The 24,479-nt window shown below is 66.2% G+C and carries 35 protein-coding genes and 1 pseudogene; 2 read left to right on the top strand and 34 right to left on the bottom strand.

The window, feature by feature from the left end:
• Positions 1-55: 55 nt before the first annotated feature.
• The 31 genes from rplQ to rpsJ all read right to left on the bottom strand — a co-directional run bounded on the left by rplQ (position 56) and on the right by rpsJ (position 17,212).
• Positions 56-559 carry a 50S ribosomal protein L17 gene (gene rplQ / locus ABZV38_RS27550; RefSeq protein WP_352267911.1) on the bottom strand — a complete coding sequence of 168 codons (504 nt, stop codon included), beginning with the start codon at positions 557-559 and terminating at the stop codon, positions 56-58.
• A 232-nt stretch (positions 560-791) separates the two neighbouring features.
• On the bottom strand, positions 792-1,814 hold the full coding sequence (locus ABZV38_RS27545) for a DNA-directed RNA polymerase subunit alpha (protein ID WP_030914177.1): 1,023 nt from the start codon (positions 1,812-1,814) through the stop codon (positions 792-794).
• 109 nt (positions 1,815-1,923) lie between these two features.
• Positions 1,924-2,550, bottom strand: coding sequence for a 30S ribosomal protein S4 (gene rpsD, locus ABZV38_RS27540; protein ID WP_030914174.1), 627 nt, complete (start codon positions 2,548-2,550; stop codon positions 1,924-1,926).
• 29 nt (positions 2,551-2,579) lie between these two features.
• Positions 2,580-2,984, bottom strand: a complete 405-nt coding sequence (gene rpsK / locus ABZV38_RS27535) for a 30S ribosomal protein S11 (protein ID WP_006376016.1) — start codon at positions 2,982-2,984, stop codon at positions 2,580-2,582.
• Between the two features lie 105 nt (positions 2,985-3,089).
• A complete protein-coding gene (gene rpsM, locus ABZV38_RS27530; RefSeq protein ID WP_014047799.1) occupies positions 3,090-3,470 on the bottom strand; it encodes a 30S ribosomal protein S13 in 381 nt (126 codons plus the stop codon).
• A gap of 197 nt (positions 3,471-3,667) precedes the next feature.
• A complete protein-coding gene (gene rpmJ / locus ABZV38_RS27525; protein ID WP_003956441.1) occupies positions 3,668-3,781 on the bottom strand; it encodes a 50S ribosomal protein L36 in 114 nt (37 codons plus the stop codon).
• Between the two features lie 60 nt (positions 3,782-3,841).
• Positions 3,842-4,063 (bottom strand): translation initiation factor IF-1, encoded by a 222-nt coding sequence (gene infA, locus ABZV38_RS27520; protein ID WP_003956442.1) that lies wholly within the window; start codon positions 4,061-4,063, stop codon positions 3,842-3,844.
• A gap of 290 nt (positions 4,064-4,353) precedes the next feature.
• A complete protein-coding gene (map, locus tag ABZV38_RS27515; protein WP_356331126.1) occupies positions 4,354-5,190 on the bottom strand; it encodes a type I methionyl aminopeptidase in 837 nt (278 codons plus the stop codon).
• A 138-nt stretch (positions 5,191-5,328) separates the two neighbouring features.
• Positions 5,329-5,988, bottom strand: a complete 660-nt coding sequence (locus ABZV38_RS27510) for an adenylate kinase (RefSeq protein ID WP_356331125.1) — start codon at positions 5,986-5,988, stop codon at positions 5,329-5,331.
• Positions 5,988-7,307: a preprotein translocase subunit SecY gene (gene secY, locus ABZV38_RS27505; RefSeq protein ID WP_030914158.1), complete on the bottom strand. Its 1,320-nt coding sequence runs from the start codon at positions 7,305-7,307 to the stop codon at positions 5,988-5,990. The genes ABZV38_RS27510 and secY overlap by 1 nt, the downstream gene beginning before the upstream one ends.
• A 224-nt stretch (positions 7,308-7,531) precedes the next feature.
• Positions 7,532-7,987 carry a 50S ribosomal protein L15 gene (rplO, locus tag ABZV38_RS27500; RefSeq protein ID WP_356331124.1) on the bottom strand — a complete coding sequence of 152 codons (456 nt, stop codon included), beginning with the start codon at positions 7,985-7,987 and terminating at the stop codon, positions 7,532-7,534.
• A gap of 1 nt (position 7,988) precedes the next feature.
• Positions 7,989-8,171 carry a 50S ribosomal protein L30 gene (gene rpmD, locus ABZV38_RS27495; protein WP_030914154.1) on the bottom strand — a complete coding sequence of 61 codons (183 nt, stop codon included), beginning with the start codon at positions 8,169-8,171 and terminating at the stop codon, positions 7,989-7,991.
• Positions 8,171-8,776 carry a 30S ribosomal protein S5 gene (gene rpsE / locus ABZV38_RS27490; RefSeq protein ID WP_030977962.1) on the bottom strand — a complete coding sequence of 202 codons (606 nt, stop codon included), beginning with the start codon at positions 8,774-8,776 and terminating at the stop codon, positions 8,171-8,173. Before rpsE ends, rpmD begins: the two co-directional genes overlap by 1 nt.
• A gap of 47 nt (positions 8,777-8,823) precedes the next feature.
• The gene (rplR, locus tag ABZV38_RS27485; protein ID WP_356331123.1) at positions 8,824-9,207 is read right to left on the bottom strand and encodes a 50S ribosomal protein L18; all 384 of its coding nucleotides are present in this window, start codon (positions 9,205-9,207) and stop codon (positions 8,824-8,826) included.
• Positions 9,208-9,209: 2 nt separating this feature from the next.
• On the bottom strand, positions 9,210-9,749 hold the full coding sequence (rplF, locus tag ABZV38_RS27480) for a 50S ribosomal protein L6 (protein ID WP_356331122.1): 540 nt from the start codon (positions 9,747-9,749) through the stop codon (positions 9,210-9,212).
• Between the two features lie 21 nt (positions 9,750-9,770).
• The gene (gene rpsH / locus ABZV38_RS27475; protein ID WP_030977958.1) at positions 9,771-10,169 is read right to left on the bottom strand and encodes a 30S ribosomal protein S8; all 399 of its coding nucleotides are present in this window, start codon (positions 10,167-10,169) and stop codon (positions 9,771-9,773) included.
• A gap of 224 nt (positions 10,170-10,393) precedes the next feature.
• Complete coding sequence (locus ABZV38_RS27470; RefSeq protein WP_024491590.1) at positions 10,394-10,579, bottom strand: type Z 30S ribosomal protein S14; 186 nt, start codon at positions 10,577-10,579, stop codon at positions 10,394-10,396.
• Positions 10,580-10,581: 2 nt separating this feature from the next.
• Positions 10,582-11,139, bottom strand: coding sequence for a 50S ribosomal protein L5 (gene rplE, locus ABZV38_RS27465; protein ID WP_006126888.1), 558 nt, complete (start codon positions 11,137-11,139; stop codon positions 10,582-10,584).
• On the bottom strand, positions 11,139-11,462 hold the full coding sequence (rplX, locus tag ABZV38_RS27460) for a 50S ribosomal protein L24 (RefSeq protein WP_266982596.1): 324 nt from the start codon (positions 11,460-11,462) through the stop codon (positions 11,139-11,141). The genes rplE and rplX overlap by 1 nt, the downstream gene beginning before the upstream one ends.
• A 2-nt stretch (positions 11,463-11,464) precedes the next feature.
• Entirely contained in the window at positions 11,465-11,833 is a 369-nt protein-coding gene (gene rplN / locus ABZV38_RS27455) for a 50S ribosomal protein L14 (RefSeq protein ID WP_003966950.1), read from the bottom strand.
• A gap of 106 nt (positions 11,834-11,939) precedes the next feature.
• Complete coding sequence (gene rpsQ / locus ABZV38_RS27450) at positions 11,940-12,224, bottom strand: 30S ribosomal protein S17 (RefSeq protein ID WP_030977953.1); 285 nt, start codon at positions 12,222-12,224, stop codon at positions 11,940-11,942.
• On the bottom strand, positions 12,224-12,448 hold the full coding sequence (gene rpmC / locus ABZV38_RS27445; protein ID WP_356331121.1) for a 50S ribosomal protein L29: 225 nt from the start codon (positions 12,446-12,448) through the stop codon (positions 12,224-12,226). Before rpmC ends, rpsQ begins: the two co-directional genes overlap by 1 nt.
• Positions 12,448-12,867 (bottom strand): 50S ribosomal protein L16, encoded by a 420-nt coding sequence (gene rplP / locus ABZV38_RS27440; protein WP_014047785.1) that lies wholly within the window; start codon positions 12,865-12,867, stop codon positions 12,448-12,450. Before rplP ends, rpmC begins: the two co-directional genes overlap by 1 nt.
• Before the next feature lie 5 nt (positions 12,868-12,872).
• Positions 12,873-13,709, bottom strand: coding sequence for a 30S ribosomal protein S3 (gene rpsC, locus ABZV38_RS27435; protein ID WP_037688007.1), 837 nt, complete (start codon positions 13,707-13,709; stop codon positions 12,873-12,875).
• Entirely contained in the window at positions 13,709-14,056 is a 348-nt protein-coding gene (gene rplV, locus ABZV38_RS27430) for a 50S ribosomal protein L22 (RefSeq protein WP_004571827.1), read from the bottom strand. The genes rpsC and rplV overlap by 1 nt, the downstream gene beginning before the upstream one ends.
• Before the next feature lie 40 nt (positions 14,057-14,096).
• Positions 14,097-14,378, bottom strand: coding sequence for a 30S ribosomal protein S19 (rpsS, locus tag ABZV38_RS27425; protein WP_003966956.1), 282 nt, complete (start codon positions 14,376-14,378; stop codon positions 14,097-14,099).
• Positions 14,379-14,390: 12 nt separating this feature from the next.
• Positions 14,391-15,227, bottom strand: a complete 837-nt coding sequence (gene rplB, locus ABZV38_RS27420; RefSeq protein WP_093773282.1) for a 50S ribosomal protein L2 — start codon at positions 15,225-15,227, stop codon at positions 14,391-14,393.
• Positions 15,228-15,267: 40 nt separating this feature from the next.
• The gene (gene rplW, locus ABZV38_RS27415; protein ID WP_030914135.1) at positions 15,268-15,591 is read right to left on the bottom strand and encodes a 50S ribosomal protein L23; all 324 of its coding nucleotides are present in this window, start codon (positions 15,589-15,591) and stop codon (positions 15,268-15,270) included.
• Positions 15,591-16,241 (bottom strand): 50S ribosomal protein L4, encoded by a 651-nt coding sequence (rplD, locus tag ABZV38_RS27410; RefSeq protein ID WP_356331120.1) that lies wholly within the window; start codon positions 16,239-16,241, stop codon positions 15,591-15,593. Before rplD ends, rplW begins: the two co-directional genes overlap by 1 nt.
• Before the next feature lie 4 nt (positions 16,242-16,245).
• Complete coding sequence (rplC, locus tag ABZV38_RS27405; protein ID WP_030914132.1) at positions 16,246-16,890, bottom strand: 50S ribosomal protein L3; 645 nt, start codon at positions 16,888-16,890, stop codon at positions 16,246-16,248.
• A 13-nt stretch (positions 16,891-16,903) separates the two neighbouring features.
• Positions 16,904-17,212 carry a 30S ribosomal protein S10 gene (rpsJ, locus tag ABZV38_RS27400; RefSeq protein WP_003948644.1) on the bottom strand — a complete coding sequence of 103 codons (309 nt, stop codon included), beginning with the start codon at positions 17,210-17,212 and terminating at the stop codon, positions 16,904-16,906.
• Positions 17,213-17,754: 542 nt separating this feature from the next.
• Here rpsJ and ABZV38_RS27395 point away from each other — a divergent pair.
• Positions 17,755-18,255, top strand: a complete 501-nt coding sequence (locus ABZV38_RS27395; RefSeq protein WP_356331119.1) for a GNAT family N-acetyltransferase — start codon at positions 17,755-17,757, stop codon at positions 18,253-18,255.
• A 194-nt stretch (positions 18,256-18,449) separates the two neighbouring features.
• Positions 18,450-20,377: pseudogene (locus ABZV38_RS27390) on the top strand (PIG-L family deacetylase).
• Positions 20,378-20,484: 107 nt separating this feature from the next.
• Here the strand turns inward: ABZV38_RS27390 and tuf are convergent.
• From tuf to rpsG, 3 genes are all read right to left on the bottom strand, one after another.
• A complete protein-coding gene (gene tuf / locus ABZV38_RS27385) occupies positions 20,485-21,678 on the bottom strand; it encodes an elongation factor Tu (RefSeq protein ID WP_356331118.1) in 1,194 nt (397 codons plus the stop codon).
• A gap of 160 nt (positions 21,679-21,838) precedes the next feature.
• Complete coding sequence (gene fusA, locus ABZV38_RS27380; RefSeq protein ID WP_356331117.1) at positions 21,839-23,968, bottom strand: elongation factor G; 2,130 nt, start codon at positions 23,966-23,968, stop codon at positions 21,839-21,841.
• Positions 23,969-24,006: 38 nt separating this feature from the next.
• Entirely contained in the window at positions 24,007-24,477 is a 471-nt protein-coding gene (gene rpsG, locus ABZV38_RS27375) for a 30S ribosomal protein S7 (RefSeq protein ID WP_030977935.1), read from the bottom strand.
• Positions 24,478-24,479 lie beyond the last annotated feature (2 nt).

The raw sequence follows: 24,479 nt of genomic DNA, 5'->3' as shown, positions 1-24,479 counted from the left end.
GGGCCCGGCACCGCCCCGAAGGGTGGTGCGGGCCCGTCCAGTGGTCTCAGAACGCTCAGGCGTCCTTGGACTCCTCCGCCGGAGCGGCGTCCTCGACGACCTCGGCGGACTCGGCCGGGGCCGCGTCCTTCTTGAGGGAGTCTTCCTTGACCGCACGCTTCGTCGCGGCCTCGGCCTCACCGGTGGCCTGCTGCGCCACGGTCAGCGCCTCGACCAGTTCGATGACGGCCATCGGGGCGTTGTCGCCACGACGGTTGCCGATCTTGGTGATGCGCGTGTAACCACCGGGGCGGTTCTCGTAGCGCGGGGCGATCTCGGTGAAGAGCGTGTGCACGATGCCCTTGTCCGTGATCGTCTGCAGAACCAGGCGACGGTTGTGGATGTCGCCCTTCTTCGCCTTGGTGATCAGACGCTCGGCGACCGGACGCAGGCGGCGGGCCTTGGCCTCGGTCGTCGTGATGCGGCCGTGCTCGAACAGCGACTTCGCGAGGTTCGCGAGAAGCAGACGCTCGTGCGCGGCGCTGCCGCCCAGACGGGCACCCTTTGCGGGACGCGGCATGGTGTATCTCCTTGTGTGCTGCACCGGCCGTACGAGGTACCGGTGTCAGTTCCCGTGAAGCGGCCGCCTCACGGAAGATCATGGGCCGGACAGGCTGTGCGAGCCCGCCCGGCGACTGAGGACAGAGCTTCACGCACGAGCCCGGAATTCAAGCCCGTCCGGCGATTGAGGACAAAGCCTCACCCCGGTCCGGGGCACCCGGCAAAACCCGAGTACCCCAGCCGGAGGCGTACTAGTACTGCTCGGTCTCGACGAACCCGGCATCCGCGTCGTCATCGGCGCCGAACGCGTCCGCAGCCGCGGTCGGGTCGAATCCGGGCGGGCTGTCCTTGAGCGCCAGGCCCATACCGGCCAGCTTCGCCTTGACCTCGTCGATCGACTTCGCACCGAAGTTGCGGATGTCGAGCAGGTCGGCCTCGGAACGAGCCACGAGCTCACCCACGGAGTGGATGCCCTCACGCTTGAGGCAGTTGTACGAACGGACCGTGAGCTCGAGCTCCTCGATCGGCAGCGCCAGATCGGCGGCGAGCGCGGCGTCCGTCGGGGACGGGCCCATGTCGATGCCCTCGGCGTCGATGTTGAGCTCGCGCGCCAGACCGAACAGCTCGACCAGGGTCTTACCGGCCGAGGCCATGGCGTCACGGGGACGCATGGCCTGCTTGGTCTCGACGTCGACGATCAGCTTGTCGAAGTCGGTGCGCTGCTCGACACGGGTCGCCTCGACCTTGTACGTGACCTTGAGCACCGGCGAGTAGATGGAGTCGACCGGAATACGGCCGATCTCCTGGCCCGCCTGCTTGTTCTGGACGGCGGAGACGTAGCCGCGACCGCGCTCGACGGTCAGCTCCATCTCCAGCTTGCCCTTGCTGTTCAGCGTGGCCAGGACCAGGTCCGGGTTGTGGACCTCGACACCGGCCGGCGGGGCGATGTCAGCAGCGGTGACCAGGCCGGGGCCCTGCTTGCGCAGGTACATCACGACCGGCTCGTCGTGCTCCGAGGAGACGACCAGCTGCTTGATGTTGAGGATGAGGTCGGTGACGTCCTCCTTGACGCCCGGCACGGTGGTGAACTCGTGCAGGACACCGTCGATCCGGATGCTGGTGACAGCAGCGCCGGGGATCGAGGAGAGGAGCGTGCGACGGAGAGAGTTACCGAGGGTGTAGCCGAAGCCCGGCTCCAGCGGCTCGATCACGAACCGGGAGCGGAACTCGTCAACGACCTCTTCGGTCAGCGAGGGACGCTGAGCGATAAGCATGCTGCGATCCTTCAGTCGTGGGCGCCCACTATTTGACGCCCCCAGATACTGACAAGAGTACGGGCGGCACGACCCGAAAGCGCCGTACCGCCCGGACCCACGAGCTCTTCTACTTGGAGTAGAGCTCGACGATCAGCTGCTCCTGCACCTGGGTATCGATCACCTGGCGCTCGGGCAGGGAGTGCACGAGGATCCGCATCGTCGACGGCACGGCTTCGAGCCACGCCGGAACGGTGCGCTCGCCGGCCTCGGCCTGGGCCACCTGGAAGGGGGTCAGGGCCTTGGACTTCTGGCGGACCTCGATGACGTCGTTCGCGGCGACGCGGGCCGACGGAATGTCGGTCTTCGTGCCGTTCACGGCGATGTGTCCGTGACGCACCAGCTGACGGGCGTGGTCGCGGGACTTGGCGAAGCCGGCCCGGTAGACCACGTTGTCGAGGCGGGTCTCAAGGATGCGCAGAAGGTTCTCACCGGTCTTGCCGGACTTCTGGTTCGCTTCCTTGTAGTAGTTCACGAACTGCTTTTCGAGGACACCGTAGATCCGCGAGCACTTCTGCTTCTCACGAAGCTGAAGAAGGTACTCGCTGTCCTTGGTGCGCCCGCGTCCATGCTCACCCGGGGGGTAAGGACGGATCTCGATCGGGCACTTCGCGCTCTCGCACTTGCTGCCCTTAAGGAACAGCTTCTGCTTCTCCCGACGGCAACGCTTGCAGTCGGCCCCGGTGTATCGCGCCATTTTCCAGTTGTCTCCGTTGCTTCAGTGCGTCAGACGCGACGGCGCTTGGGCGGCCGGCATCCGTTGTGCGGAGTGGGAGTGACGTCCTGGATCGAACCGACCTCGAGGCCCGTGGCCTGGAGGGAGCGGATCGCGGTCTCGCGGCCGGAGCCCGGACCCTTGACGAAGACGTCCACCTTGCGCATGCCGTGCTCCTGCGCGCGGCGGGCGGCCGACTCGGCGGCCATCTGCGCCGCGAAGGGGGTGGACTTGCGCGAGCCCTTGAAGCCGACGTGGCCGGCGGAGGCCCAGGAGATCACGTTGCCCGCGGGGTCCGTGATCGAGACGATCGTGTTGTTGAACGTGCTCTTGATGTGCGCGTGGCCGTGAGCGACGTTCTTCTTTTCCTTGCGACGCACCTTCTTGGCTGCGCCCTGACGACCCTTGGGGGGCATGTCTTGACTCCAGATGGAGAGGGGAGGTGATCGGTCCTACAGCGAAGACCGCTGGATGCTGCGACGATCCGGGGATCCGGACTGCCGCAGTGCGTCCGCTGAGGACTACTTCTTGCCCGGCTTCTTCTTACCGGCGATCGCGCGACGCGGACCCTTGCGGGTACGGGCGTTCGTGCTGGTGCGCTGGCCGTGGACCGGCAGACCACGACGGTGGCGGATGCCCTGGTAGCAGCCGATCTCGATCTTGCGGCGGATGTCGCCCTGGATCTCGCGGCGAAGGTCACCCTCGGTGCGGAGGTTGGCGTCCACGTACTCGCGGATCTTGACCAGGTCCTCTTCGGCCAGGTCACGAACGCGGGTGTTCGGGTTCACGCCGGTGGTGGCGAGGATCTCCTTGGACCGGGTGCGCCCGATACCGAAGACGTAGGTGAGGGCAACCTCCACGCGCTTTTCGCGCGGGATGTCAACACCTGAAACGCGTGCCATTCAATGGCTCCAGTTGTTATTTCGGGGGTCTTCCGCAGTGCCACTCCCGGCCGCCGACCGCTCCGTGGAAGGAGAGATGGTACGTCCGGGTCCCCGGCCCCCGCCGGAGGTGTCGTCAGCCGTGGCTTGGACGGGCTCTGCGTATGTACGTATGACGTGCGTCGCGCGAAGTACTGCGAGATGCAGGGGGTCGTGCGTCAGCCCTGGCGCTGCTTGTGGCGCAGGTTGTCGCAGATGACCATGACCCGACCGTGACGGCGGATCACCTTGCACTTGTCGCAGATCTTCTTGACGCTCGGCTTGACCTTCATGGGATGTCAGGTTCTCCGGGTCAGTGCCACCACTCTGCCGAAGCAGGGCGTGGGCAAGATCTACTTGTATCGGTAGACGATCCGGCCACGCGTCAGGTCGTACGGAGAGAGCTCCACCACGACCCGGTCGTCCGGGAGGATTCGGATGTAGTGCATCCGCATCTTGCCGGAGATGTGCGCGAGGACCTTGTGACCGTTCTGGAGTTCCACCTTGAACATGGCGTTCGGGAGGGACTCGATCACGGTGCCCTCAATTTCGATGGCACCTTGCTTCTTGGCCACGCTTCGCCTTTCGAATCGGCTACCTTGATCGACCCTCTGCCCCGTATGTGGACACACGGATGCACGAGAGCCGACGAGTCAGTCTACGTCAGCGGACCCCAAAAGACGAATCCGTCAAGTTTGCCCACCGGAGTAGATCCTTAGACCTGCCCGGAGGGCCGTTCTCAGCCCAGCGGGTCCGGCGCCGCCTCGATGCCGACTCCTCCCTCACGCAGCCCTCGCGGGCTCGGCGCCGGGGCACCTCACAAGCTTCGGCCGGCTGCGCCGGACTCCGTCCGTCGGGTAAGTGATCAGCCCAGCGGGTCCGGGGCCGCCTCGATGCCGTACTGCGCGAGCTTCGCGCGGCCGCAGTCGGGAGCCGTCAGGACCAGGGGGCCCTGCTCGGTGAGGGCGATCGAGTGCTCCCAGTGGGAGGACCAGGTGCCGTCCGTCGTGATGACCGTCCAGTCGTCCTGGAGCACCTCGGTCTGCGCCGTACCGAGCGAGACCATCGGCTCGATCGCCAGGCAGACGCCGGGCACGAGCTTGATGCCCTTGCCACGCTTGCGCGCGACATAGTTCAGCAGGTGCGGGTCCATGTGCATCTCGGTGCCGATGCCGTGGCCGCCGTAGTCCTCGATGATCCCGTACTTGCCCGTGGCCGGGCGGGGCTGGCGACGGATGTAGGACTCGATCGCCTTCGAGACGTCGACCAGCCGGTTGTTCACCTTCATCGCGGCGATCCCGGCCCACATGGACTCCTCGGTCACCCGGGACAGCTCGATGAGCTCCGGAGCGTGACCGGTGCCGACGAACGCGGTGTACGCGGCATCGCCGTGCCAGCCGTCCACGATCGCGCCGGCGTCGATGGAGATGATGTCGCCGTCCTTGAGGACGGTCTTGTCGTCCGGGATGCCGTGGACGACGACCTCGTTGACCGACGTGCAGATCGTGGCGGGAAACCCGCCGTACCCGAGGAAGTTCGACTTCGCACCGTTGTCGGCAATCACCTTGCGCGCGACCTGGTCCAGGTCCTGGGTGGTGGCACCGGGCACCGCCGCTTCCCGCGTCGCCGCGTGAATGGCCGCGACCACCAGCCCTGCCTCACGCATTTTCGCGATCTGCTCAGGGGTCTTGATCTGCACCATTGCGCGGCGCCTCTCTGCATCGGACGGGTATCGGAGGGTGACGGGTGCTGCGGCGTACTCCACGATACGGCGCAAACAGAGCCGGCCGCGGCGCCCAAGGACGCCGCGGCCGTCTGTACAAGTACTACGGGTGTTTCCTCAGTCCTCGACGGACTTATTGAGGGCCTCCATCGCCCGCTCGGTCACGTCCGTGACCTTGCCGAGCGCGGAGATCGTGACCACCAGGCCCTGGGACCGGTAGTGGTCGATGATCGGCTCGGTCTGCGAGTGGTAGACCTCGAGCCGGGTGCGGACCGTCTCCTCCGTGTCGTCGTCGCGCTGGTACAGCTCGCCGCCGCAGGTGTCGCAGACACCCTCGGTCTTCGGCGGGTTGTACGTGACGTGGAAGACGTGCGCACCGTCGTTCCGGCAGATGCGGCGGCCGGCAATGCGCTTGACCACCTCGTCCTCGGGGACCTCCAGGTCCAGAACCGCGTCCAGCTTGGTGCCCTGCTCCTTGAGCATCGCGTCAAGAGCCTCGGCCTGTCCCACGTTGCGGGGGAAGCCGTCGAGCAGGAAACCGCTCGCGGCGTCCGGCTGAGCCATGCGGTCCTTGGCCATCCCGATGGTGACCTCGTCCGGCACCAGCTGGCCTGCGTCCATGTAGGCGCGGGCCTGCTTGCCAAGGTCAGTGCCCTGGCTGATGTTGGCGCGGAAGAGGTCGCCCGTGGAGATCTGCGGAATCGACAGGTTCTTGGCAAGGTACGCAGCCTGCGTTCCCTTGCCGGCACCGGGCGGCCCGACGAGGACGATTCGCATCAGCGGAGGAACCCTTCGTAATTGCGCTGCTGGAGCTGACTCTCAATCTGCTTCACGGTCTCCAGACCCACACCCACGATGATGAGGATGCTCGTCCCGCCGAACGGGAAGTTCTGGTTAGCGCCACCGAAGCCTGCCAACGCCATCGTCGGCACCAGAGCGATCAGACCCAGGTACAGCGAGCCCGGCCAAGTAATCCTGTTGAGCACGTAGCTCAGGTACTCGGCAGTAGGTCGACCAGCCCGGATACCCGGGATGAAGCCACCATACTTCTTCATGTTGTCGGCGACTTCCTCGGGGTTGAACGAAATCGCCACATAGAAGAAGGCGAAGAACACGATCAACAGGAAGTACGCCGTGATGTAGTACGGGTGGTCGCCCTTGACGAAGTGGTCCTTGATCCATGTGGCCCAGCCCGCCGTGGAGTTGGAGAACTGGACGATCAGGGCCGGGATGTAGAGCAGCGAAGAAGCGAAGATGACGGGAATCACACCCGCCTGATTCACCTTCAGCGGGATGTACGTGGACGTACCGCCGTAGGACCTGCGGCCGATCATGCGCTTCGCGTACTGCACCGGAATCCGGCGCTGGGCCTGCTCGACGAAGACGACGAGGGCCACCATCACGAAGCCGACCAGGATGACGGTTCCGAACTCGATCCAGCCGTCGGCCAGCTTGCCGCTCTGCTTGATGGCCCACAGGGCGCCGGGGAAGCTGGCGGCGATCGAGATGAACATCAGGATCGACATGCCGTTGCCGATGCCGCGGTCGGTGATGAGCTCACCGAGCCACATGACGGCGGCGGTGCCTGCGGTCATCGTGACCACCATGACGATGGTCGTGAAGATGGAGTGGTTCGGGACGATCTGGTCGGCGACCGGGCAGCCGCTGAACAGTGCGCCACTGGTGGCGGTGGCCACCAGGCCGGTGCCCTGGAGGATGGCGAGCGCGACGGTCAGATAACGCGTGTACTGCGTGATCTTGGCCTGGCCGGACTGCCCCTCCTTCTTGAGCGCCTCGAGTCGGGGAATGACCACGGTCAGCAGCTGAAGAATGATGCTGGCCGTGATGTACGGCATGATGCCGAGCGCGAAGATCGTGATCTGCAGCAGTGCACCACCGCTGAACATGTTCACCAGGCCGAAGAGGCTGTTGTTGCCCTTGCTTGCCTGGTCAACACAGGTCTGGACGTTCTCGTAGCTCACTCCCGGTACCGGGATGTGTGCCCCGAGCCGGTAGAGCACGATGATGCCGAGCGTGAAGAGCAGCTTCTTGCGCAGGTCGGGCGTCTTGAACGCCCGGGCGAACGCGGTGAGCACGGTGCCTCCTGCGACCCCCGCGCAGAGCGAGAGGTGACGGTCTTGAGGATCGACGAATACGTAACAGTCAAAGATTCCCCGGGCGTGTGCCCAGGGGTTACCACAGCAACAGTGCTGGCCACCTTACCGGCGACCATGCCCCCCTAGGAACGACCGACCGGGGATGCCCCAAATAAGAGGCATCCCCGGTCGGATGTTCAGGCCATCGAGTTGTCCGAGTTGTCTCAGACGAGCTCAGTGACGGTGCCGCCGGCGGCGGCAATCTTCTCCTTGGCGGAGCCGGAGACGGCGTCAACCGAAACCTGCAGCGCCACGGAGATCTCGCCCTGTCCGAGGACCTTGACGAGGTGGTTGTTGCGCACCGCACCCTTGGCGACCAGGTCTGCCACGGTGACCTCTCCACCCTCGGGGTAGAGCACCGCGAGCTTGTCCAGGTTCACGACCTGGTACTCGGTGCGGAACGGGTTCTTGAAGCCCTTGAGCTTCGGGAGACGCATGTGGAGGGGCATCTGGCCACCCTCGAAGCGCTCCGGAACCTGGTAACGGGCCTTCGTGCCCTTGGTACCACGACCAGCGGTCTTACCCTTGGACGCCTCACCACGACCCACACGGGTCTTGGCGGTCTTGGCGCCCGGGGCAGGCCGGAGGTCGTGGGCCTTCAGCGGCTTGTTCTCCGCCATGTCAGTCGACCTCCTCAACCGTCACGAGGTGGCGGACGGTGTGAGCCATGCCGCGGAACTCGGGACGGTCCTCCTTGACAACCACGTCGTTCAGGCGCTTGAGCCCGAGCGAACGAAGGGTGTCGCGGTGGTTCTGCTTGCTGCCGATGTACGACTTCGTCTGCGTGATCTTGAGGCGAGCCATTACGCACCCGCTCCCGCACGTGCACGAAGCAGAGCCGCGGGGGCGACGTCCTCGAGGGGCAGACCACGGCGAGCCGCGATCTCCTCGGGACGCTGCAGGCCCTTGAGGGCCGCCACGGTCGCGTGCACGATGTTGATCGCGTTGGACGAGCCAAGCGACTTCGACAGGATGTCGTGAACGCCGGCGCACTCCAGAACGGCGCGCACCGGGCCACCGGCGATAACACCGGTACCGGGGGACGCCGGCTTCAGCAGCACGACACCCGCGGCCCGCTCACCCGTGATCGGGTGAGGGATGGTGCCCTGGATACGCGGAACCTTGAAGAAGTTCTTCTTGGCTTCTTCCACGCCCTTGGCAATGGCCGCGGGAACTTCCTTGGCCTTGCCGTAACCGACACCGACGGTGCCGTCACCATCGCCCACCACGACCAGCGCGGTGAAGCTGAAGCGACGACCACCCTTCACAACCTTGGCGACGCGGTTGATCGCGACAACGCGCTCAACGTACGCGGTCTTCTCGGCGGCAGCTGCGCCGCCGTCACGGCCCTTCCGGTCCCGCCGCTCGCCGCCACCGGCACCGCTTCCGCGGCGCTGGGGTCCAGCCATTGGATTTACCTCTCTCTGTTACGTCCGCTGTGCGTAGGAACCGGGGCTTAGAACTTCAGCCCGGCTTCACGGGCGGCGTCAGCCAGAGCGGCAATCCGCCCGGCGTACTGGTTACCACCGCGGTCAAACACGACGGCCTCGACGCCTGCGGCCTTGGCACGCTCGGCGACCAGGGCCCCGACCTGCTTGGCCAGGGCGCTCTTGTCACCCTCGCCACCACGGATGGACACGTCCAGGGTCGACGCCGACGCGAGCGTGCGGCCCGCGATGTCGTCGATGACCTGAGCGACCATGTGGCGGTTGGATCGCGTCACGACCAAGCGGGGACGCTCCGGCGAACCGGAGATGTGCTTGCGGACGCGGATGTGGCGACGCTTGAGGGCGGCACGCTTGTATGCGTCGCCCTTGGCGATCTTTACGCCGTATGCCATCGCTACTTACCAGCCTTTCCGACCTTGCGGCGGATGACCTCGCCGGCGTACTTGACGCCCTTGGCCTTGTACGGGTCAGGCTTCCGCAGCTTGCGGATCTTGGCCGCGGTCTCGCCGACCTTCTGCTTGTCGATGCCCTCGACGGAGAACTTCGTGGGGGACTCCACCTTGAAGGTGATGCCCTCCGGGGCCTCGATCAGGATCGGGTGGCTGTAGCCCAGGGCGAACTCCAGGTTGGAGCCCTTCGCCTGGACGCGGTAACCGACACCACTGATCTCGAGCGCCTTGATGTATCCCTGGGTCACACCGGTGATCATGTTCGCCACCAGCGTGCGGGACAGGCCGTGAAGGGCCTTGTTCTGACGCTCGTCGTTCGGGCGGACGACGTTCAGAACGCCGTCCTCACCCTTGGTGACCTCGATCGGGGCGGGAACGGTGTGCGAGAGGGAACCCTTGGGCCCCTTCACCGCGACCGTGCGGCCATCGATGGTGACGTCCACACCGGCGGGAACCTGGATGGGGAGCTTGCCGATTCGCGACATTAGCTATTCCTCCGTTCCCGACTACCAGACGTAGGCGAGGACTTCCCCACCTACGCCCTTCTTCTGAGCCTGCTGGCCGGTCAGGAGACCGTGGGACGTGGAGATGATCGCCACGCCCAGGCCGCCGAGGACCTTCGGCAGGTTGGTGGACTTTGCGTATACACGCAGACCCGGCTTCGAGATTCGCTTGATGCCGGCGATCGAGCGCTCGCGGTTCGGGCCGAACTTCAGCTCGAGGACGAGGTTCTTGCCAACCTCGGCGTCCTCGACCTTCCAGCCCGTGATGAAGCCCTCCTGCTGGAGGATCTCCGCGATGTGCGACTTGATCTTGCTGTGCGGCATCACGACGTCGTCGTGGTACGCCGAGTTCGCGTTACGCAGACGCGTGAGCATGTCTGCGATGGGATCAGTCATGGTCATGAATTGGCCTTCGGCCTCTCTCGCCGGGGTTTCCTGTATGCGCCATCCCTCTCCCCACTCAGTGGCGGGACGGGTGCGGTGCGGGGACCTACGGCGTAGTAAGTCGGTCTTGGGCGGCAGGCGCCCAACCCCACAAGCTTACGGCATGTGAGGCCGGACTCCTGCCGACCAGATGCTTACCGAGAGCTTCCGTCAATTCCCAACGCCCAGAGGGCGAAGAAGAATTACCAGGAACTCTTGGTCACGCCCGGCAGCTCGCCACGGTGAGCCATCTCACGAAGGCACACGCGGCACAGGCCGAACTTGCGGTAGACGGAGTGGGGCCGGCCGCAGCGCTGGCAGCGGGTGTACCCGCGAACGCCGAACTTCGGCTTACGGGCGGCCTTAGCGATCAGAGACTTCTTCGCCACGGTCAGTTCTCCTTGAACGGGAAGCCGAGGTGACGAAGGAGGGCACGACCCTCGTCGTCATTGGTCGCCGTGGTGACCACGGTGATGTCCATGCCCCGGACCCGGTCGATCTTGTCCTGGTCGATCTCGTGGAACATGACCTGCTCCGTGAGACCGAAGGTGTAGTTGCCACGGCCGTCGAACTGCTTCGGCGACAGGCCACGGAAGTCACGGATACGCGGCAGCGCGAGCGACAGCGTACGGTCCAGGAACTCCCACATCCGGTCACCACGAAGGGTGACGTGGCAGCCGATCGGCTGACCCTCGCGCAGCTTGAACTGCGCGATGGACTTGCGGGCCTTGGTGACGGCCGGCTTCTGGCCGGTGATCGTGGTGAGGTCGCGCACGGCGCCATCGATCAGCTTGGAGTCGCGGGCGGCGTCGCCCACACCCATGTTGACCACGATCTTGACCAGACCGGGAACCTGCATGACGTTCTCGTACGAGAACTCCTCACGCAGCTTGCCGGCGATTTCCTCGCGGTAGCGCGTCTTGAGACGCGGCGCAGTGGTGGCAGTCATCAGATGTCCTCACCGGTCCGCTTGGCAACGCGGATCTTCTTGCCCTCGTCGTCAAAGCGGTAGCCGACGCGGGTGACGACCTTCTTGCCGTCCTTCTCCACGATCAGCTGAACGTTGCTGACGTGAATCGGGGCCTCGGTGGTGACAATGCCACCGGTCTGCGAGCCGCGAGCCGTCTGACCGGCCTTCGTGTGCTTCTTGACCCGGTTGACACCCTCGACGAGGACACGGTTCTGCACGGGATAGGCCACGATGACCTTGCCCTGCTTGCCCTTGTCCTTACCGGTGATGACCTGAACCAGGTCGCCCTTCTTGATCTTCATGCTTACAGCACCTCCGGCGCGAGCGAGATGATCTTCATGAACTTCTTCTCGCGCAGCTCACGGCCCACCGGGCCGAAGATACGGGTGCCGCGGGGGTCGCCGTCGTTCTTCAGAATGACGGCGGCGTTCTCGTCGAAGCGGATGTACGAGCCATCCTGACGACGACGCTCCTTGACGGTGCGAACGATGACGGCCTTGACGACGTCACCCTTCTTCACGTTGCCACCGGGGATCGCGTCCTTGACGGTGGCGACGATGACGTCACCGATGCCCGCGTAGCGGCGACCCGAACCACCGAGAACACGGATGGTGAGGATTTCCTTCGCACCCGTGTTGTCGGCGACTCGAAGTCGCGACTCCTGCTGGATCACGTCTATCTCCTGATCGTCTGCCGGTTCCCGGCGGGGTTCGAACCTGGGTAGGTCCGAACCCCACCGAGCCTGGCGGAACTTGCCTGAGGGGAGTGCCCCTCAGGAATTACTTGGCCTTCTCGAGGATCTCGACGACGCGCCACCGCTTCGTGGCGGACAGCGGCCGGGTCTCCATGAGGAGGACACGGTCGCCGACGCCGGCGGCGTTCTGCTCGTCGTGCGCCTTGAGCTTGTTCGTACGGCGGATGACCTTGCCGTACAGCGCGTGCTTGACACGGTCCTCGACAGCGACGACGACGGTCTTGTCCATCTTGTCGCTGACGACCAGACCCTCACGGGTCTTGCGGAAACCGCGGTCGGTGTTCGTCTCAGTCACAGTCTTCTCGCTCATCAGGCGCTCTCCACCGTCTCGATGCCCAGCTCGCGCTCGCGCATCAGGGTGTAGATCCGGGCGATGTCCTTACGGACGGACTTGAGCCGGCCGTGGTTCTCGAGCTGTCCGGTCGCCGCCTGAAAGCGGAGATTGAACAGCTCTTCCTTGGCCTCGCGGAGCTTGTTGAGGAGCTCCTCGTTGTCCAGCTCGCGCAGCTCGGACGCCTTGGTACCGGCCGACATCACGACTCACCTGCCTCGCGCCGAACGATCCGGCACTTCATCGGAAGCTTGTGAGCAGCGCGGGTAAGCGCCTCACGAGCAATCTTCTCGTTCGGGTAGGACAGCTCGAACATCACCCGACCGGGCTTGACGTTCGCGATCCACCACTCGGGAGAACCCTTACCGGAACCCATGCGGGTCTCGGCAGGCTTCTTCGTCAGGGGGCGGTCCGGGTAGATGTTGATCCAGACCTTGCCGCCACGCTTGATGTGGCGGGTCATCGCGATACGAGCTGCCTCGATCTGGCGGTTCGTCACGTACGCCGGGGTCAGCGCCTGGATGCCGTACTCGCCGAACGCAACCTGCGTGCCACCCTTGGACATACCGCTGCGCTTCGGGTGGTGCTGCTTGCGGTGCTTGACCCTACGGGGGATCAGCATTTCGGTCAGGCCTCCGTTCCGGTGCTCTCAGCCGGAGCAGCGGCGGCGGGAGCGTCGGCCTTGGGGGCCTCGGCTGCCGGCGCGGACTGCTGCGGCTTGCGACCGCGACCGCCACGCTCGCCACCGCGGCCACCACGGCCGGCCGGGCGGTCAGCGCCGCCACGGGCCGGGCGGTTGCCAGCGCGGGCAGCAGCGTTCTCGGCGCGGACCTCGGCGATGTTCTTGACGTCGCCCTTGTAGATCCAGACCTTCACACCGATGCGGCCGAAGGTCGTCTTGGCCTCGAAGAAGCCGTAGTCGACGTTCGCACGGAGCGTGTGCAGGGGCACGCGGCCCTCGCGGTAGAACTCCGAACGGGACATCTCGGCGCCGCCGAGGCGGCCACCGCACTGGATCTTGATGCCCTTGGCGCCGGCCTTCATCGAGCTCTGCATGCTCTTGCGCATGGCACGACGGAAGGAGACGCGGGAGGAGAGCTGCTCGGCGACGGCCTGGGCCACCAACTGAGCGTCCACCTCGGGGTTCTTGACCTCGAGGATGTTCAGCTGGACCTGCTTGCCGGTCAGCTTCTCCAGCTCGCCACGGATGCGGTCGGCCTCGGCGCCACGGCGACCGATGACGATGCCCGGGCGGGCGGTGTGGATGTCAACGCGGACGCGGTCGCGGGTGCGCTCGATCTCGACCTTCGAGATGCCGGCCCGCTCCATGCCCTTCGTCATCATGCGACGAATGGCAACGTCTTCCTTGACGTAGTCCTTGTACAGCTTGTCGGCGTACCAACGGGACTTGAAGTCCGTGGTAATGCCGAGCCGGAACCCGTGCGGGTTTACCTTCTGGCCCATTACCGGGTTCCTTCCTTGCTGCTGACGACCACGGTGATGTGGCTGGTCCGCTTACGGATCCGGTAGGCACGGCCCTGAGCACGCGGACGGAACCGCTTCAGGGTCGGGCCCTCGTCCACGTACGCCTCGCTGATGACCAGCGAAGAGGCGTCGGTGTGGTCGTAGTTGTGTGCAGCGTTGGCAATGGCGCTGTCAAGCACCTTGCCAACCGGCACGCTCGCGGCCTGCGGGGCGAAACGCAGGACCGCCTGAGCCTCCGTGGCATCCATGCCACGGATGAGGTCCACCACTCGGCGGGCCTTCATGGGCGTGACGCGGATGTACCGCGCCTGGGCCCTGGCTTCCATGGTTGTCCCTTCGGTGTAAGTCATAGTCAGTCACCCCGCGTTAGCGGCGCTTCGACTTCCGGTCGTCCTTGACGTGGCCGCGGAAGGTGCGAGTCGGCGAGAACTCGCCGAGCTTGTGGCCGACCATCGACTCGGTGACGAACACCGGGACGTGGATCTTGCCGTTGTGCACCGCGATGGTGTGACCCAGCATGGCCGGGACGATCATCGAGCGACGGGACCAGGTCTTGATGACGTTCTTGGTGCCTGCCTCGTTCTGTACGTCCACCTTCTTGATGAGGTGGCCGTCGACGAAGGGCCCCTTCTTGAGACTGCGCGGCATCTAAACCCGCTCCTAGCGCTTCTTGTTCGTCTTGCGGCGGCGGACGATGTACTTGCTCGATGCCTTCTTCGGCGAGCGAGTACGACCCTCCTTCTGACCCCACGGCGAGACCGGGTGGCGACCACCGGAGGTCTTGCCTTCACCACCACCGTGCGGGTGGTCAACCGGGTTCATCGCAACACCGCGGACGGTCGGGCGAACGCCCTTCCAGCGCATGCGGCCGGCCTTGCCCCAGTTGATGTTCGACTGCTCGGCGTTGCCGACCTCACCGATGGTGGCGCGGCAGCGGGCGTCGACCAGGCGGATTTCACCCGACGGCATACGAAGGTGGGCCATGGTGCCCTCCTTCGCCAGCAGCTGCACGGAGGCACCCGCGGAACGGGCGAACTTCGCGCCGCCGCCGGGCCGCAGCTCGATGGCGTGGATGGTCGTACCGACCGGGATGTTGCGCAGCGCCAGGTTGTTACCGGGCTTGATGTCGGCGGCCGGGCCGTTCTCGACACGGTCGCCCTGCGTCAGTCCACGCGGCGCGATGATGTAGCGCTTCTCGCCGTCCGCGTAGTGCAGGAGCGCGATGCGCGCGGTGCGGTTCGGGTCGTACTCGATGTGCGCGACCTTGGCCGGCACGCCGTCCTTGTCGTGACGACGGAAGTCGATCACTCGGTAGGCGCGCTTGTGGCCACCGCCCTGGTGGCGAACGGTCACACGACCGGCGTTGTTACGGCCGCCCTTGCTGTGCAGGGGGCGGACCAGCGACTTCTCCGGCGTGGACCGCGTGATCTCGACAAAGTCGGCGACGCTGGAGCCACGACGGCCCGGGGTCGTCGGCTTGTACTTGCGGATACCCATTTCTCAGTCCTCGTCCGATTTCGGACGATCCAGACCGCCCTTAGGCGGTCGGACCGCCGAAGATGTCGATACGGTCGCCCTCGGCGAGGGTCACGATGGCGCGCTTGGTGTCGGCGCGCTTGCCGAAACCGGTCTTGGTGCGCTTGCGCTTACCCTGCCGGTTGATCGTGTTGACCCCGGTGACCTTGACCGAGAAGACCGCTTCCACGGCCTGCTTGATCTGGGTCTTGTTGGAGCCGGGCGCGACGATGAACGTGTACTTGTTCTCGTCGAGCAGCGCGTAGCTCTTCTCGGAAACGACCGGCTTGACGAGAACGTCGCGCGGGTCCGTGAAGGTCTTGCTGGTTACGGTCGCCTCGCTCATCAGGCGTCGCTCCCTTCGGTCTCATCGGCCTTGGGGCCAGACACGAAGGACTCGAAAGCGGCCTGGGTGAAGACCACGTCGTCGGAGACGATCACGTCGTACGTGTTGAGCTGGCCCGGCTCCAGGATGTGCACCTGGGGCAGGTTGCGGGCGGACAGCCACGCGGCCTCGTCGGCGCGGTCGACGATCAGGAGCACGTTCTTGCGCTCCGAGATCTTGCCGAGCAGCGTCTTGGCGGCCTTCGTGGAGACAGCACCGTCGACCACGCCGGTGACGACGTGGATGCGGGAGTGGCGTGCCCGGTCGGAGAGGGCACCGCGCAGGGCGGCAGCCTTCATCTTCTTCGGGGTGCGCTGCGAGTAGTCACGCGGCTGCGGGCCGTGGACGACGCCACCGCCGACGAACTGCGGCGCACGGGTCGAACCCTGGCGGGCGCGGCCGGTGCCCTTCTGGCGGTACGGCTTGCGGCCACCACCACGGACTTCGCCGCGACGCTTGGTCTTGTGCGTGCCCTGGCGGGCAGCAGCCAGCTGAGCGACAACGACCTGGTGGATCAGCGGAACGCTGGTCTTCGCGTCGAAGATCTCCGCGGGGAGCTCGACGGTACCGGCCTTGTCGCCTGCCGGCGAAAGGATGTCAATGGTGCTCATTACCTCAAGCCCCCTTGGCCGCGGTACGGACCAGGACGAGGCCGCCGTTCGGACCGGGGACTGCGCCCTTGATGAGGAGCAGACCCTTCTCCGCGTCAACCGCGTGGATGGTCAGGTTCTGGGTGGTGACGCGCTCGTTGCCCATGCGACCCGCCATGCGCATGCCCTTGAAGACACGGCCGGGGGTGGCACAGCCACCGATGGAGCCGGGCATACGGTGCACACGGTGGGCACCGTGGGACGCCTTGCCACCCTTGAAGTTGTGGCGCTTCATCACACCGGCGAAGCCCTTGCCCTTGCTCTTGCCCGTGACGTCAACCTTGACGCCGGACTCGAACACTGCGGCAGTGACCTCCTGGCCCAGCGTGTACTCGCTGGCGTCAGGGGTGCGGAGCTCCACCAGGTGGCGGCGCGGGGTCACGTCGGCCTTGGCGAAGTGGCCCTTGAGGGGCTTGTTCACCTTGCGCGGGTCGATCTCGCCGAAGGCGATCTGGACCGACTCGTAGCCGTCGCTGTCGTTGGTGCGGACCTGAGTGACGACGCAGGGCCCGGCCTTGACGACGGTCACCGGGACAACCCGGTTGTTCTCGTCCCAGACCTGGGTCATGCCGAGCTTCTCGCCCAGGACGCCCTTAATGTTCTTAGCCATCTCGCGCGTCACCTCAGAGCTTGATCTCGATGTCGACGCCGGCAGGCAGGTCGAGACGCATGAGCGAGTCAACCGTCTTCGGCGTGGGGTCGAGGATGTCGATGAGGCGCTTGTGCGTGCGCATCTCGAAGTGCTCGCGCGAGTCCTTGTACTTGTGCGGCGACTTGATGACGCAGTACACGTTCTTCTCAGTGGGCAGCGGCACCGGGCCTGCGACCGACGCACCAGTGCGGGTCACCGTCTCGACGATCTTCTTCGCCGAGGAGTCGATGACCTCGTGGTCGTAGGCCTTGAGCCGGATGCGGATCTTCTGTCCCGCCATGGCTACTAGTAGTCCTGTCTCTCGTAACGCTCTGGAACCCGAGGGCTCTCGTAACTCCACCTCCGACCCACGCGGTCGGGCGTGTCGCATCCCCTCTACGCAGAAATCCCGAAGGATTTCCCAACCAAGGGGGTGCGGGCCGTGGGACCGCGGAACCGGGGGCGGAACACCCACCGGGTGCCTGGTCGACGCCCCACTGTCACTTCCCGGAAGATTCCCGTACGTCCGGCCCGCATGGGGCCGACGAGTACTGTGGGACTCGCTTCCGGTCCTCCCGGCGGGAGGCGCGCAGCATTGACACTCAACCGAGCAACCTGGTCAGTGTGCCATAGCCAGCACGGCGCTGGCCAATCGGGCGGAGGATCTTACCCCCCGTGGCCGACTGGTCAAACGCGGCCGGGCATCGCCGGGGAGCTGCGGCGATGCCGGTAGGTCCGGATACGGCCGATGCGGACCTACCGGCCGCCGTGACCAACAGCACGCCGCACGCGCGTGACCGGGTCCGCTCAGGCCCGCCGCACGGCCGCTGGGATACTCCGGACATGGATACGAGCACCAAGCCGGCCTGGACGCTGCGCCCGGCGCAGTCCGCGGATCTCGAGGCCATGACCGAACTCCGGGCCCTCGTCATGCGCCCGGATCTGGAGCGCCTCGGCCGGTACGACGAGCATCGTGTGCGGCAGCGGCTGCGGGACATCTTCGCGCCGGAGCACACCTCGGTCGTCCTCGCGGACGGCGAGATCGCCGGCTGCGTCACCCTGCGTCCGGTCGACAACGGCTGGTGGCTGGAGAACTTCTACCTCTCCCCCGTTCTGCAGGGCCAGGGGATCGGCTCCGCCGTTCTGCGGACCCTGCTGGAGCGCGCCGACGCGGACGGGGCGGACGTCCGCCTCGACGTCGTGCAGGGCAGCGCGGCCCGTCGGCTGTACGAGCGCCACGGGTTCACGCTGGAGCGCGAGGACCCGATCGATGTCTATCTGGTGCGCCGGTCGGTCCGGCGTGTAGCCGCGGCACTCACCGTGAGCGCCCCGATCGCCGTCTAATCTGCCGCGAGGAGCGGTACCGACCGGCCGCTTCGACGGAGTGAGCGGACGGAGTACGGCGCGTGACGGATCGATCCGGCCCGGAGCGCGGCGGTGGCGGGGTGCGTCGGCGCAGCGTCGTCCGAGTGGCCGCGGCGGCCGCCCTGGTGGGCGTCGGTGCCTGTCCGGTACCGTTTCCGCGGCGCAGCGACCCCATGGCCAACCCGGCCCCCGGTCTCCCGATCGCCGGCCCCCGGCCGGCCCTGATGATGCAGATCCTCGCCCACCCGGACGACGATCTGTACTTCATGAACCCGGACACGCAGCAGGCCCTGGCCGCCGGGACACCACTGGTCTGTGTGTACCTCACCGCCGGTGAGTCCGTCGGCCTCAACAGGATCCCCGGCCGGCCGCTGCCCGCCCCCGACAAGGCCGCCTACTCCTCGGCCCGGCACCAGGGGTTGCGCCAGTCCTACGCGGCCCAGCTGGGGATGCCGGTGTTCACCCGCTGGCACAGGTCCGTCATCGGGCTGGCCGGCGGACACCGGGCGCAGATCAACACTCTGCCGGACGGCGGCCGACGGGTCGAGCTGATCTTCCTCAATACGGCGATGCACATCGGCCGCGGGCGGCTCGGTCTGCCCAGCCTCTGGCACGACCGGGCGCTGAACCTGCGCAACCGTCGTCGCCGACGGCTCGCCGCTGGAGCGGGCGGGTGCGTACACGTACGACGGGTTGCTCGATGTCCTCGTCGGGCTGTTCGACCGGTACCGGCCGACCGTCGTCCACACGCTCGACCCGGACCCGGACATCCAGCACAGCACCGAGGCCGTCCGCCGGCAGGACATCGAGCAGCCGGGCTACTCCGACCATGCCGACCACACCGCGGCCGCCTCGTTCGCCTGGGCGGCGCTGCTCCGCTGGGTGGCCCGCGCGACCGAGGACGGTGGGAACGTGCCGCGGTTCGTCACCACCTCCTTCCACGGCTACTACAACCGGCACTGGCCGAAGAACCTGCCGCACGGGGTGCTGAAGGAGAAGGCCGCGCGTCTGGTCCCGTACGGCGGCGAGGCCGGCTGGAGATGCGGCAACCGGGCGGGCTGCGGCGACTACAACGTGGGCGGCGACCGGCCGCTGACCAACCGGAAAGGCTGGGTCCGCTCCACCCGCTACTGCTATCCCGGACCCCGTCCCGCCGTCACCGCCGAGCCGGACGGACGGCTCGCCGTCTACGGGGTGCTGGGGCTGCGGCTGGTGCGCTGGCGCGAGAGCGCGCCCGGCAGCGGGGTCTGGGACGGGCCGGACGATCTCGGAGGCGGGCCGCTCGCGCCGGTGCTGGGCCAGGTCGTCACGGCGGACGGCAGGCTGCTCCTGTTCGGGCTGCGCTTCGCGGCGCTCGTCGGACACGGGGCGGAGAACGAGCGGGAGATCGTGCTCCTGGAACAGCGAACCCGGGGCGGCTCCTTCCGCGCCTGGCACGGGCTGGGCAACCCGGAACCGCCCCCGGACCGGGGCCGCCGGATCGGGGTCCCGGTGGCGGTGACCGCACCCGACGGGCGGGTCCATCTTTTCGTACGGAACGCGGACAAGGACGTGAGTACGCGGGTGCGGGGCGCGTTCGGCCGGTGGGGCGAGTGGACGGACCTGGGAGGCTGCGAGATCCAGAACGGGCTGAGCGCCGTGGTGGACGGGCACGGTCTGGTCCATGTGTACGGCGCCGGGCATCACGCGGTGCACCACTGGACGCAGGAGACACCTGGCGCGCGGCTGACCGCCCATGTGCAGATCGACGGGGCGCCGGTGCCGGGTGACGGGCCCGCCGCGCGGATCACCGCGGACGGGCTCCGTCGAGCTGCTGTACCGGGCGGCAGCACAGGCCCGGCTGACGGCCGTCACCGGGAGGACGGCCGTGAAGCGGACGGACTTCGACGGGTACGGGCCGGTGACCGCCGCCGACTCGCCGTTCGGGCCGGTGCTGCTGGGCCGCACCGAGGAGGGCCGGATCCAGCTGCGTACCGGCGAACGGCTGTCCGTCCGGACGCGAGGGCCGGTGGCGCTCGACGGTCCCGCGCTGTACGTCGCAGGACGCCCGGCGGTGGTCGGCCTGGGACCGGACGCCCGTCCCTGGCTCTGGCGTCCGTGAGGGCGAGCACCGGGGAATGCCGAAGGGCCCCGGTCCACCGCTTGCGCGGCGGGCCGGGGCCCTCCTTGGTGCTCTGTGCGGAGCAACCAGGTCAGACAGTCAGGTAATTACTTGACGATCTTGGTGACCTGGCCGGCGCCCACGGTCCGGCCACCCTCACGGATGGCGAACTTCAGGCCCTCTTCCATGGCGACCGGCTGGATCAGCACGACGTTCATGAGGGTGTTGTCACCCGGCATGACCATCTCGGTGCCCTCGGGAAGGGTCACAACGCCCGTCACGTCCGTGGTACGGAAGTAGAACTGCGGGCGGTAGTTGTTGAAGAACGGGGTGTGACGGCCACCCTCGTCCTTCGACAGGATGTAGGACTGCGCCTGGAACTCGGTGTGCGGCGTGACCGAACCCGGCTTGATGATGACCTGGCCGCGCTCGACGTCCTCGCGCTTGATGCCACGAAGAAGCAGACCGACGTTCTCACCGGCCTGGCCCTCGTCGAGCAGCTTGCGGAACATCTCGATGCCGGTGACCGTGGTGGTGGTCTTCTCCTGCTTGATGCCCACGATGTCAACGGTCTCGTTGACCTTGAGGACGCCACGCTCGATACGACCGGTGACGACGGTGCCACGACCAGTGATCGTGAAGACGTCCTCGATCGGCATCAGGAACGGCTTCTCGACGTCACGCTCGGGCTGCGGGATCGACTCGTCGACGGCCTTCATCAGGTCGAGGACGGTCTGGCCCCACTCCTTGTCACCCTCAAGAGCCTTGAGCGCCGAGACCTTGACGACCGGAAGGTCGTCGCCCGGGAACTCGTACTCGGAGAGGAGCTCACGGACCTCGAGCTCGACGAGCTCCAGGATCTCCTCGTCGTCCACCATGTCGGCCTTGTTCAGGGCGACAACGATGTACGGAACGCCGACCTGGCGGGCCAGGAGCACGTGCTCCTTGGTCTGCGGCATCGGGCCGTCGGTGGCCGCAACCACGAGGATGGCGCCGTCCATCTGCGCCGCACCCGTGATCATGTTCTTGATGTAGTCGGCGTGACCCGGGCAGTCGACGTGCGCGTAGTGACGCGACGCCGTCTGGTACTCGACGTGCGCGATCGAGATCGTGATACCGCGCTGGCGCTCCTCAGGAGCCTTGTCGATCTGGTCGAAGGCCGAGGCCTCGTTCAGGTCCGGGTACGCGTCGTGCAGCACCTTGGTAATGGCGGCCGTGAGGGTCGTCTTACCGTGGTCAATGTGACCGATGGTGCCGATGTTGACGTGCGGCTTAGTCCGCTCGAACTTCGCCTTCGCCACTGGGTCCTCCTGTGGAGTGGTTCTGTACGCCTTGCTTCATCGGCGCCAGGTGATCTTTGCTGGGATGCCGGGGCCGGGGGCATTCACCGCATTGCTTGCGCTCTGCGACGAATGCCCCGTCAGGCTCCGGTGACAAGCCTAAAGCGTGAGCTCGGGAGAGTTACTCGCCCTTGGCCTTCGCGATGATCTCCTCGGCGACGTTCCGCGGAACCTCGGCGTAGGAGTCGAACTGCATCGAGTAGCTTGCGCGACCCGAGGTCTTGCTGCGGAGGTCTCCGACGTAGCCGAACATCTCCGAGAGGGGCACGAGGCCCTTCACGACGCGAGCGCCGCTGCGCTCCTCCATGGCCTGGATCTGGCCACGGCGGGAGTTGAGGTCACCGATGACATCGCCCATGTAGTCCTCGGGCGTGGTGACCTCGACGGCCATCATCGGCTCGAGGAGCACGGGGGACGCCTTGCGAGCACCCTCCTTGAACGCCTGCGAACCGGCGATCTTGAAGGCGAGCTCGGAGGAGTCGACCTCGTGGTAACCACCGTCGAGAAGGGTGACGCGGACGCCGACCATCTCGTAACCGGCCAGGATGCCGAACTGCATGGCTTCCTGAGCACCCGCGTCCACCGAGGGGATGTACTCACGGGGGATGCGGCCACCGGTGACCTTGTTGACGAACTCGTAGGACGCGTCGCCACCCTCGATGGGCTCAAGGGCGATCTGCACCTTCGCGAACTGGCCGGTACCACCAGTCTGCTTCTTGTGCGTGTAGTCGATGCGCTCGACGGCCTTGCGGATCGTCTCGCGGTACGCGACCTGGGGCTTGCCGACGTTCGCCTCGACGCGGAACTCGCGCTTCATGCGGTCGACGAGCACCTCGAGGTGAAGCTCGCCCATACCACCGATGATGGTCTGGCCGGTCTCCTCGTCCGAGTGGACCTGGAAGGAGGGGTCCTCCTCCGAGAGACGCTGGATGGCTACACCCAGCTTCTCCTGGTCACCCTTGGACTTCGGCTCGATGGCGACCTGGATGACCGGCGCCGGGAAGTCCATGGACTCCAGGATCACCGGCTGCTTGTCGTCGCACAGCGTCTCACCGGTGGTGGTCTGCTTCAGACCCATGACGGCGACGATGTCACCGGCACCCACCGAGGGGATCTCCTCACGCTTGTTCGCGTGCATGCGGTAGATCTTGCCGATGCGCTCCTTCTTGCCCTTGACCGAGTTCAGCACCGCGGTGCCGGCCTCGAGGCGACCGGAGTAGATCCGGACGAAGGTGAGCTTGCCGAGGTGCGGGTCGCTCGCGATCTTGAACGCCAGGCCGGAGAACGGCTCGTCGTCCGAGGGCTTGCGCTTGACGACAACCTCGGGGTCCTTGACGTCGTGGCCCTCGATGGCCTCGACGTCCAGGGGGGAAGGCAGGTAGCGGACGACCGCGTCGAGCAGGGGCTGGACGCCCTTGTTCTTGAACGCCGTGCCACAGAACACCGGGGTGACGGTCACGGAGCCCGCGCCGCCCTTCGATGCGAGGGTGATCCGGCGGATCGCCTCGTACAGCTGCTCCTCGGTGGGCTCAACGCCCTCCAGGTACAGCTCCATCATCTGGTCGTCGTTCTCGGAAACGGCCTCGAGCAGCTTGCCGCGCCACTCCTGAGCCGCCTCGATGTGGGTGTCCGGGATGTCGACGGTGTCGTACATCTCGCCCTTGATGGCCTCTTCCGGCCACACAAAGGCCTTCATCGACACGAGGTCGACGACGCCCTTGAAGTCGGCTTCGGCACCGATGGGGAGCTGCATGACGAGCGGGACCGCACCGAGGCGGTCGACGATCATGTCGACGCAGCGGTGGAACTCGGCACCCGTACGGTCGAGCTTGTTGACGAAGCAGATACGCGGGACGCCGTAGCGGTCCGCCTGACGCCAGACGGTCTCGGACTGCGGCTCGACGCCGGCGACACCGTCGAACACGGTGACAGCGCCGTCGAGGACGCGGAGCGAACGCTCCACCTCGACGGTGAAGTCGACGTGACCCGGGGTGTCGATGATGTTGATGGTGTGGTCAACATCATCGAGCGGCCAGTGACAGGTCGTCGCGGCGGACGTGATCGTGATGCCGCGCTCCTGCTCCTGCTCCATCCAGTCCATCGTGGCAGCGCCGTCGTGGACCTCACCGATCTTGTACGAAACGCCGGTGTAGAACAGGATCCGCTCAGTGGTGGTCGTCTTGCCCGCGTCGATGTGGGCCATGATCCCAATGTTGCGGACCTTGGCCAGGTCAAGCGAAGTGGTGGCCATAAGGCTCAATCTTCTCTCGGTCTCGATGTGGGTAGCGACTACCAGCGGTAGTGCGCGAAGGCCTTGTTGGACTCGGCCATCTTGTGGGTGTCCTCGCGCTTCTTGACAGCAGCGCCAAGACCGTTGGAGGCGTCGAGCAGCTCGTTCATGAGGCGCTCGGTCATCGTCTTCTCGCGGCGGGCGCGGGAGTAACCCACGACCCAGCGCAGCGCGAGGGTGGCGGCGCGACCGGGCTTGACCTCGATCGGCACCTGGTAGGTGGCGCCACCGACACGGCGGGACTTGACCTCGAGCGAGGGCTTGACGTTCTCAAGCGCGCGCTTCAGCGTGATGACCGGGTCGTTGCCGGTCTTCTCGCGGAGGCCTTCCATGGCGCCGTACACGATCCGCTCGGCAGTGGAACGCTTGCCGTTGAGCAGGATCTTGTTGATCAGCGAGGTGACAAGAGGAGAACCGTAGACCGGGTCGATGATGACCGGGCGCTTCGGGGCGGGGCCCTTACGAGGCATTC

The organism is Streptomyces sp. NPDC005181 (assembly GCF_040608395.1).
GTDB lineage: Bacteria > Actinomycetota > Actinomycetes > Streptomycetales > Streptomycetaceae > Streptomyces.
Note: the sequence above shows the minus strand (reverse complement) of the source record. Positions and strands in the feature narration are given on the sequence as shown.